The organism is Vibrio sp. V39_P1S14PM300 (genome assembly GCF_009904765.1).
Lineage (GTDB): Bacteria > Pseudomonadota > Gammaproteobacteria > Enterobacterales > Vibrionaceae > Vibrio > Vibrio proteolyticus.
On sequence record NZ_WXWP01000289.1, the window covers coordinates 1 to 7,901 of the forward strand.

General features: G+C 44.1%; 12 protein-coding genes and 1 pseudogene. 5 read left to right on the forward strand and 8 right to left on the reverse strand.

Annotated features, from left to right (window positions below):
• Positions 1-235: 235 nt before the first annotated feature.
• From CAG65_RS14770 to CAG65_RS14805, 8 genes are all read right to left on the reverse strand, one after another.
• A complete protein-coding gene (locus CAG65_RS14770; RefSeq protein WP_161454138.1) occupies positions 236-1,468 on the reverse strand; it encodes an integrase in 1,233 nt (410 codons plus the stop codon).
• Between the two features lie 3 nt (positions 1,469-1,471).
• Positions 1,472-1,672, reverse strand: a complete 201-nt coding sequence (locus tag CAG65_RS14775) for a hypothetical protein (RefSeq protein ID WP_161448380.1) — start codon at positions 1,670-1,672, stop codon at positions 1,472-1,474.
• Between the two features lie 82 nt (positions 1,673-1,754).
• Entirely contained in the window at positions 1,755-2,018 is a 264-nt protein-coding gene (locus tag CAG65_RS14780) for a hypothetical protein (protein ID WP_161454139.1), read from the reverse strand.
• A gap of 9 nt (positions 2,019-2,027) precedes the next feature.
• Positions 2,028-2,240 carry a hypothetical protein gene (locus tag CAG65_RS14785; RefSeq protein WP_161448383.1) on the reverse strand — a complete coding sequence of 71 codons (213 nt, stop codon included), beginning with the start codon at positions 2,238-2,240 and terminating at the stop codon, positions 2,028-2,030.
• Positions 2,241-2,293: 53 nt separating this feature from the next.
• The gene (locus tag CAG65_RS14790; RefSeq protein ID WP_237668826.1) at positions 2,294-3,118 is read right to left on the reverse strand and encodes a DUF2303 family protein; all 825 of its coding nucleotides are present in this window, start codon (positions 3,116-3,118) and stop codon (positions 2,294-2,296) included.
• Between the two features lie 36 nt (positions 3,119-3,154).
• Complete coding sequence (locus CAG65_RS14795) at positions 3,155-3,550, reverse strand: hypothetical protein (protein ID WP_161454140.1); 396 nt, start codon at positions 3,548-3,550, stop codon at positions 3,155-3,157.
• 159 nt (positions 3,551-3,709) lie between these two features.
• A complete protein-coding gene (locus tag CAG65_RS14800) occupies positions 3,710-4,276 on the reverse strand; it encodes a WYL domain-containing protein (RefSeq protein WP_161454141.1) in 567 nt (188 codons plus the stop codon).
• Between the two features lie 21 nt (positions 4,277-4,297).
• Positions 4,298-5,080 (reverse strand): LexA family transcriptional regulator, encoded by a 783-nt coding sequence (locus CAG65_RS14805; protein WP_161454142.1) that lies wholly within the window; start codon positions 5,078-5,080, stop codon positions 4,298-4,300.
• A gap of 292 nt (positions 5,081-5,372) precedes the next feature.
• Between CAG65_RS14805 and CAG65_RS14810 the strand changes: the two genes are divergently transcribed.
• From CAG65_RS14810 to CAG65_RS14830, 5 genes and pseudogenes are all read left to right on the forward strand, one after another.
• Complete coding sequence (locus CAG65_RS14810) at positions 5,373-5,825, forward strand: YmfL family putative regulatory protein (RefSeq protein WP_161454143.1); 453 nt, start codon at positions 5,373-5,375, stop codon at positions 5,823-5,825.
• Positions 5,822-6,079 (forward strand): hypothetical protein, encoded by a 258-nt coding sequence (locus tag CAG65_RS14815; RefSeq protein WP_161454144.1) that lies wholly within the window; start codon positions 5,822-5,824, stop codon positions 6,077-6,079. Before CAG65_RS14810 ends, CAG65_RS14815 begins: the two co-directional genes overlap by 4 nt.
• A gap of 160 nt (positions 6,080-6,239) precedes the next feature.
• A complete protein-coding gene (locus CAG65_RS14820; RefSeq protein ID WP_161454147.1) occupies positions 6,240-7,076 on the forward strand; it encodes a DNA adenine methylase in 837 nt (278 codons plus the stop codon).
• Complete coding sequence (locus CAG65_RS14825; RefSeq protein ID WP_161454145.1) at positions 7,069-7,596, forward strand: DNA methyltransferase; 528 nt, start codon at positions 7,069-7,071, stop codon at positions 7,594-7,596. The genes CAG65_RS14820 and CAG65_RS14825 overlap by 8 nt, the downstream gene beginning before the upstream one ends.
• A pseudogene (locus CAG65_RS14830) lies at positions 7,589-7,901 on the forward strand (ATPase); the annotation flags it as partial. The gene CAG65_RS14825 and the pseudogene CAG65_RS14830, both read left to right, overlap by 8 nt.

Sequence of the window (7,901 nt, forward strand, 5' to 3'; positions counted from 1 at the left end):
ACATAACGCTATTTAGACAGCCAAACGCCATTTAATATGCAACTAGATTGCCACCTTTTATCTGTAGCGACAACCAACACTTCCATCAAATCAATGAACTACGATATCGATCAAAAAATTATACAGATTGTAATCTGCTAATTTTGCCTTTGGTCACATTTAGAATGCATAGGCAAAAGTGCCGGAGGGGAGGGAAATGAATTAATAGGCTGTTCGTTGTATATTTTCTACTGGATCAAAACTTAACAGTAATTGGTGTGGCCTCATTCCAAACAATGTCTCTCTTTCCAGTATAGATCTTGGTGGTCTTTTCGTTTGCATGAGCCATTCGGATTGTGGCGCTTTCACCCAAAGCCTCAATGAGGTTGGCTGATAGCCTACGAATTTCATGATAAGTAGGGCGCTCAGATTTATCTAACTCAGAAAAAAGTCCAATCTTGTCTCGCACTTTGCTGAACTCTCTGCTGATGTTGTGGTGATGCACTTGATAAGGGTGCGTGCACTCTTTTGCGATCCCACGTTGAGACGGAGGCGGCTTTTTGTGAACTATGTAGGGGCAAAGTAGGCGATCGGTTTTCGAAAGATCTACGATCTCTTTTATTGCTTCAGTCACTGGTATTGCTACAAATGAAGAGTCTGACTTCTTCACTTTTTCGCGATGGATATAGAGGGTGCCGTAGATCGGGCAACCGTCTACTTCTTTGGTGGTGTCATACCAAACAATGCCACAAACGCCTTCCTTTGGTTCGCTGATCTTGTACTTAATCCGATAAACTTCTCTAACAGCATGAGTCGTTTGGAGTGATAGTGACATTGCGACCTTCAGGAACAAAGGGGCAGCAGCGTATATCTGCTCATAGTCAGAAACCGTTAAATCACGACGCTTCTTCTTAAAGTCTTCTTTGGTAACCTTCTTCATTTTCTTCTGAAGCATGAAGTTGAAGTCCACAGCGCTTTCATCGGCCAAGTAAGAGAAAACCTTTTTTAGGTTTGAAACTTTGCCGTTGAATGTCCGCTTGGCCGAATCGCCATACTCATCGCTAAGGAATTGATTTAGGTGCGCCAACGTTAGTGTTTTAGTATTCACTTCGCCCAGAGCTTCTTCCAGTTTTGCGCACTCGTTGATGAACTTGCTCAGTACTCCTGCAGACAAGTCTTCTTCCGATTTTACTCTATTAATTACGATTGGCAGCCACTCTTTTAGAGGTTTATCAAAGCGATCGCGTCTTTGAGTTGCTGAGCTATATTTTGACGTTGACTCTAAACTAAATACGGAATCGTAGGAGCGATGCTTTGTGTTGTACGCCATGGCGGCTTGAATTGCCTGGTATTCTGTCGTTCCTACAGGAAACAACTTCATCGCACCATCTATCGTTTTAAAGCGGAAACGAGTTTTCCCTTTGTGTTGTACTTTTAAAAGGAACTCTGGGTAATGAGAGGTACCTTTGCTTCTACGACGCGCCGCCACTGATCAAGACTCCAAAAAGCTTAGTAATTCGTTGGTTTTATCTGCTGGGCTGGTATCGTCTTTAACAATTACCATGTAGGTGCCCGTTGGTGTGGTAGTACCTGGTATCTTTCCGGTTTTTATCCAGTTAACCACGGTGGCTTTTGTGATATCTGAACCCGGCCAGAACTCTTCTAGATATTGTTTAGGTTTGATGATTCTCATTAATCACCTCGCAGTGTGTATTTACAGAACAAACAATCGTATGGTCAACCACCAACACATAAAGGTATGGTGGTTGACCGATTCATTTCTTTGTTAATCCAGAGTAGGGATTGAAGTGCTGATTCTTCTTGCTGCTCTTCGGTGCATGTCGGTTTCTAAAGAAGTATGCCGATGAGCCGTTTAGCTCTCCGTCTGCAATAGCTGCCATTTCTTGTTGAAGCTCGATCTCATTGAGCCGCCTAACAACGTCAGGGCTTCGTTTTTTAAGCTGTGGGTGAATGCTATTTTTTGGGCGTAAAGCCATCACTCCTTCCACTGCCTTCTGGATTTCATCGTGATCCATCATGTTGCTTCCTCACATAATCGCTGCTGCATCACGAGCAAACATGTTCAGGAACTCGGGAGTGATGGTTATCTCTGCTGGACACTCACGGCTGATTCCCCAGCCGTTACTTTCGTTTTCTGGCTTTACCAGAGTCAGGTTTCTAACCTGGCATAAGAGCTGTCTACTGAAGTAGGGTTCTGATGTAGTTACTTTTCCGTATTGGGTATCAATGGTTGCCGCCATGGATATTTCCTCGCAAGTTGCGCCCCCGCCAGAAGGGCGCTGTGATTGTTCAATTAGTGAGAGAAGGACCCGATGAAGGTACTGATTTCGATACTGTCTGATCTGAATTGCTCTTGAAGTTTCGCCTGGAACTCTTCACCCATTTCCTCTTCATGCTGCTCGTGTTTTTTGATCCGTAAGAGAAGGGTTTCATTGCCAATGGTGCTCATACGCATTTCAAACGCACGAGTATCGAGCCCGACGTAAGGTTCACACGTGAACTTGAATACCGCAGGCATAGGGAAGTCTTCTTTTGTACGAACAGCTACTGACTCGTATTCAGATTGATGCTGACTGAAATCATCTACACTTGATTCACGCCCAGCCTTTGCTTCGAATTTCATGTTACGTACAGCCGCTGACGCCACCGAGTTTTCAATCAGCTCGCCTGCTGTCGAAAATATCTGAAGGAAATCGCGGTAGTCCTCAATAAATTCAGCTAGTTTCTTTTGACTTAAACGCTCTTCGTTAAATGAGAGCAGGGCTCTATAAGCAGCTGTTTTACGGAGAGTTAGTTTGGCTTGGTGTTTGCAGTGACCAGGTATGTTGTGTGTCCCCAAGTCAAAGATAGTAAGAGCTGACATTTGCTCTGTGCGAATAAAGCAAAGATTACCTTCTGTTTGGTACTCTTCATGGTACCGAACGAATTCGTCAATGTTCGCTGTGTTCATAACACCACGGAAGTAGTTTCGGTTCGGCATGAATTCTTCTAAGTCGTGCAAGGTAAATGATGACGGCAGCGCCGCAATAGGAAAGCCTGCTTGGCTTAATTGTTTCAAAAACTCTTTAGTGTTGGCTGTTTCTTGAATTTGCTGGATTGCAGATTTATCCATAGTCATGGGGTTACTCTCTTCAGGTTATTGGTTTCTTGGTTATCAGTTACGAACTTCGCGAAGCATTGAATCTTCAATAACGACTTGGCCGTGAATATCTTCTTTTGGTCGGTCGTAGGTCAGTTTGCCGCCTTTCCCTACGTATGCGATTGAGGTGTACTGGAAGTCTTCGCTTTTGGTACCGAAGCCTGTTTTGGGCTCTTTTACCGACATGTTGACGGTGATTTCGACCATTTCATTGTTGGTACCCATCGGTTTTAGCTTGAGATCCATCTTCACATTCCCTTGCTTGTCGCTGTATGAGACAGCACGGGCGACGTTCGATAGCGCCAAACCAACGACATTAGAAATCACCCCTCCGTCTAGCTGTTGCATGAGTTTCGGGAAGTTGGTGGTGCGGTCCTCAAGACTGAGGTTGCCTGCTTCTTGCTTTGACATGTGTTTTCCTCGCTGTTAGTTCGTGAACTAAATGAACGAAGTAAATGTACCATAAGTACAATTGTTGTAAAGTACTAAAAGTTCATTTTTGAATGTGTGAACTTGTAGGGATAAAAAAACCGCCATAAAGGCGGTCTTAAATGTTGAGTAACTAGATGCTTAAATACCGAGTTCTGTACTCATGTATTCTGAAAAGTCACAATATGTTTTGTGTCTGGCAGTTGTTATTTGGACTATTTTATCTGTATAAAACGTACGCCAATCATCTCTCATGTGGCACATAGCTCTGATAGTCAGTTCACCATAATAGTTTGGCATAATACCGTAGATGGTAATATCTCGTTCTGTTACTTCACCATTTCGATCGGAATATACAATGGTAGCTTTACGTTTTCCTTGCCACAGTATGTCATTTCGCTTGTCCCAAGGCTTCGTATTAAATAGTCGAATGGCTTCATCGTCATGAGTTTCGCTATATGGAGAAATGGTGACAGAGTCTACCTTTTCCCAACCTTGCCAACGATTTTCGCCTGGCTTAAGTTTTGGCTGTGCTGTAACTTTTTTCTTCCAAAATTTTATGGAAAATAGAATTGCTAATACTGTGGCTATTAGCCAAATCAATACACCAAAGCCAGCAGAAAAATTAACAACGGCGATGACGAGAGAAACTAATGAAATAGATATAGCCATTAACAATGATGCTAAAAACCATTTAAATTTTTCCATTATTTATCCATCAATAAGCAGTTATAGAAGAACGGAGTACCAGAACACGCGGCCTACAATAGTAATCTTCTGCTCTTGTATCTGTTGTTCTGTATATTCTCTGGGTGGGTATTCCATCTCATTAAAACTGTAAATTCTTAACCCTCCGCCGGGCAAGCTATACAGTTTTTTTATAAACAGTTCACCGTTGTGGTTGATTGCAAAGATCTTTCCATCTGTAAGTTTCTTGTTTCCACAGTCAATACCAACAGTAGAGCCATCGGGCAAAACTGGCTCCATACTATCGCCGTGCACGGCGACACACTTAGCGTTTTCTGGGGATACGTTATATCTCCGTAAGGTCGACTTGGCGAAACGAAGACGATAGCCTTTATCGTGCTCAGCTTCTGTAACGAATCCATTGCCAGCAGATAGCTTTACATCCGACAAAAATGGAATAGCAACTTCATCATCGCCAAGTGGTGTGCTGCTATCCCAAACTTGCATATTGCCAAGGATCTCGGCATTTCCTTTATGTGCTCGCTCTTCCTTGCCATATTGCAACCAATACAAGCTCACGCCTAAAAAATCAGCTAGTTCAGCCATCTTATTTTGACGTGGCATAGACTCTGCGTTTAGCCACTTGCTTACAGCTTTAGGTGTCACTCCCAGCCTTTTTGCAAGAATGACTCCGCGTCCGTGTTCTTCAATCCCAGATTTACTGCAGGCCTGTGCGAGCCTTTGGGAGAAGTCTGATCGCACATTTTCACTATGAACCATAGGTTCAATAATAAGATCTCTTGCATGTACTATCAGTTCCGTCATAATATGTACCAAATGTTCATTTGTTGGGGTGAGGGTATGTTAAAAGAGGCGATTAGCTCAATTGGTTCTCAAAAAATCGCTGAGCGATGTCAGGTCAGTGTCCGTGCAGTTTACAAATGGAGTGCGAGGGGAGTTCTGCCACGGACGGAGTACACCGGTGAAACAAACTATGCAGAACAAATAGAAGACTTATCCAACGGTCAGTACAAGAAAGACCAGCTACTGAAATTACCTCGATAAGTTAATTCTTTCAGACTTTTTGAAAATGTTTAACCACCAATCAAAGGAGTAAATGGTGAATAAGAAAGAGATGGTTAGCAAAACCATCGCTGGCGTAACCGGAGGGCGAGAAGCAGTTGCTGCTGTTCTTGGTATGTCGGTAGACAGTTTTAACAACCACTTATACGAGAAAAAGGGCTCTCGTTTCTTCAGCGTAGATGAGCTGGTGGAGATGGCAGACCTAACGGAATCCACCTATGTAGCTGAGTATTTCGCGGAGCGGGTAGGGCACATGGTTATCGAGAAGCCAATTCCGGCTGAACTGGATAACGTGGATATGTTTGATTGCCACCTTCAACTGAATGCAGTTAAAGGTGTTTTAGACAAAACGATCAATGAAGCAAAGGCCGATGGTGTTTTTGATGCCCGGGAACGCAAAGTGATAAAAGCACTGAAGAACGAGTATCAGGCGATGTTCGAAACATTCATGCTCAAGTTAGACAGTTTGTATTCGGAGGAAAAATGAAGACAAGAGCGTTTTGGGAAACGGTAGAGCAGATGTCGATGATGACGTTAAACACTTGTCGAGTTGCATCACATCAAGGTCAGAGTACAGAGACATTTGAGCGGGAGCAGATTCAGTTTCTGAAAGAGAAGTGTGAGCGACACTTGCGCGTCTTAGATGAAGAGAATGAGTTGGCTTTAAACCGCGGCAACGGTTTAAAGCCGAGTGAAAAACCTTGCGAGGAAATTTCACATACCACTTCGGAGAAGCAGTGATGGGAAGAATAACACTAAGCGCCCGTATAGAGAACCACCAATGGCGTTTGTTCAAGGTGGAAAAGGGGATGCGTACAGAAATCACGCACGATGAGCTGGCGGATTTGTTCGAGGCAAAGCGCTTATACGTGACAGCTGTGTATGAGGGGAGGGCTGTTTGATGGGAAGCCTATATACACCCGTATTACGCTACCACGGGGGGAAGTTTCGCTTGGCAAAATGGATAATGAGTCATTTCCCTTCTCATCGTTGCTACGTTGAACCATTCTCGGGAGCAGCGTCCGTGTTACTCCAAAAAGAACGTGTACATGGTGAAGTATACAACGACCTCGATAGTGACATTTTCAATCTTTTCAATGTCCTTCGTAACGAAAAACAAGCACATCGATTAATCGAACTTTGTCATTTAACGCCATACAGTCGTGATGAGTTTAAATTGGCTTACCAGAAGTCAAATGACCCAATAGAGAGAGCGCGAAGAACTATTGTTCGCAGTGCTATGGGGTTTGGTTCTGGGGCTGCAACTTTTCACCCCACGGGTTTTCGATGTGAAGCAAAGCGCCAACACAGAACAAGTGCTCATGTTTGGAGTAGTTACCCTGATGTACTGAAATTTGTTTGTGAACGTCTGCAAGGGGTAAACATCGAGAATAGACCAGCCAATGACTGTATCCGCTATCACGACGGCGAAGAAACTCTGTTCTATGTGGATCCGCCATATATGTTGGAAACACGAAAATTAAACTCTGCAAAAAGTGTTTATCAACACGAAATGACCGAGGCTGATCACGAGTCTCTTCTTCAGTGTTTGATGTCTTTGAAAGGAAAAGTGGTGTTGTCTGGGTATGACTCTGATCTTTACAACGACTATTTGTCCAGTTGGCGTAAAGAAACAAAGTCAGCGCGTATTTCTGCAGGTAAGGGTACTGGGATTCGACAAGAGTGCCTTTGGGTATCCCCGAATTGTGAATTTAGTGGGGAGGTGGCTCATGGCTAGAGAACGTATTGAGCGTGACTTTTATCCAACCCCGTCATGGTGCGTCAAAGCATTACTGGACTGTATTGAGTTTCGAGAAGGTGATGTTCTATCGGAACCTTGTCGTGGTGATGGCCGCATTACCAGTGAGTTCCCTGCTGGTCACCAGGTTAAATACGCCGAGCTGGCTGAAGGCATAGACTACCTGAACCCGAAAAAGGATATGAGTGCGGATGTGATTGTTACCAATCCGCCGTTTAGCCTTGCGCAGGAATTCATCGCGACGGCCATGACTCGCGATTTGGCTGACGATGGCACTATGTGTTTTCTCTTACGCCTTTCCATGTTGGGTAGTAAACAGCGCGCAGACTTTTGGCGTTCATTCCCTTGGACTAACTTGCTCATCCTTACTCCACGCCCGTCATTTGTTCATGGTGGTAGCGATAACTCTGAATATGCCTGGATATGTTGGTATAGGGGAAGTCGTATAAAACGCCCTGTATTCTGGACGTTGAAGAAGGAAGAGGTTTGTCATGACTAGATTGTTTGATGTTGTGCGAGAGCTATCTGGTCAGGGTTCGGTGATAAGCACACCTCGTCCTTACATTAAGTTCTGTGAAGGCAACCATACTCATGCGGCGGTACTGTCTCAATTGGTGTTTTGGTCCAGTACTAAACCGGATGGAGAGTGGTTTTATAAATCTAATGACGAGCTCGGTGAAGAGCTCTGTCTTTCAAGCGATCAGGTTCGTTACGCGATTCGACAACTGAAAAAGCGTCTGGAAGGGGTCATTCATAGCAAAGTTCGAAAGGCTAATGGGGTGCCAACCACTCACTATCAGATAG

Bases quoted from the DNA above. Each gene is read 5' to 3' on its own strand.
- CAG65_RS14775 (WP_161448380.1), bottom strand. From the start codon at position 1,672: ATGAGAATCATCAAACCTAAACAATATCTAGAAGAGTTCTGGCCGGGT.
- CAG65_RS14780 (WP_161454139.1), bottom strand. From the start codon at position 2,018: ATGATGGATCACGATGAAATCCAGAAGGCAGTGGAAGGAGTGATGGCT.
- CAG65_RS14785 (WP_161448383.1), bottom strand. From the start codon at position 2,240: ATGGCGGCAACCATTGATACCCAATACGGAAAAGTAACTACATCAGAA.
- CAG65_RS14790 (WP_237668826.1), bottom strand. From the start codon at position 3,118: ATGACTATGGATAAATCTGCAATCCAGCAAATTCAAGAAACAGCCAAC.
- CAG65_RS14795 (WP_161454140.1), bottom strand. From the start codon at position 3,550: ATGTCAAAGCAAGAAGCAGGCAACCTCAGTCTTGAGGACCGCACCACC.
- CAG65_RS14800 (WP_161454141.1), bottom strand. From the start codon at position 4,276: ATGGAAAAATTTAAATGGTTTTTAGCATCATTGTTAATGGCTATATCT.
- CAG65_RS14805 (WP_161454142.1), bottom strand. From the start codon at position 5,080: ATGACGGAACTGATAGTACATGCAAGAGATCTTATTATTGAACCTATG.
- CAG65_RS14810 (WP_161454143.1), top strand. From the start codon at position 5,373: ATGGTGAATAAGAAAGAGATGGTTAGCAAAACCATCGCTGGCGTAACC.
- CAG65_RS14815 (WP_161454144.1), top strand. From the start codon at position 5,822: ATGAAGACAAGAGCGTTTTGGGAAACGGTAGAGCAGATGTCGATGATG.
- CAG65_RS14820 (WP_161454147.1), top strand. From the start codon at position 6,240: ATGGGAAGCCTATATACACCCGTATTACGCTACCACGGGGGGAAGTTT.
- CAG65_RS14825 (WP_161454145.1), top strand. From the start codon at position 7,069: ATGGCTAGAGAACGTATTGAGCGTGACTTTTATCCAACCCCGTCATGG.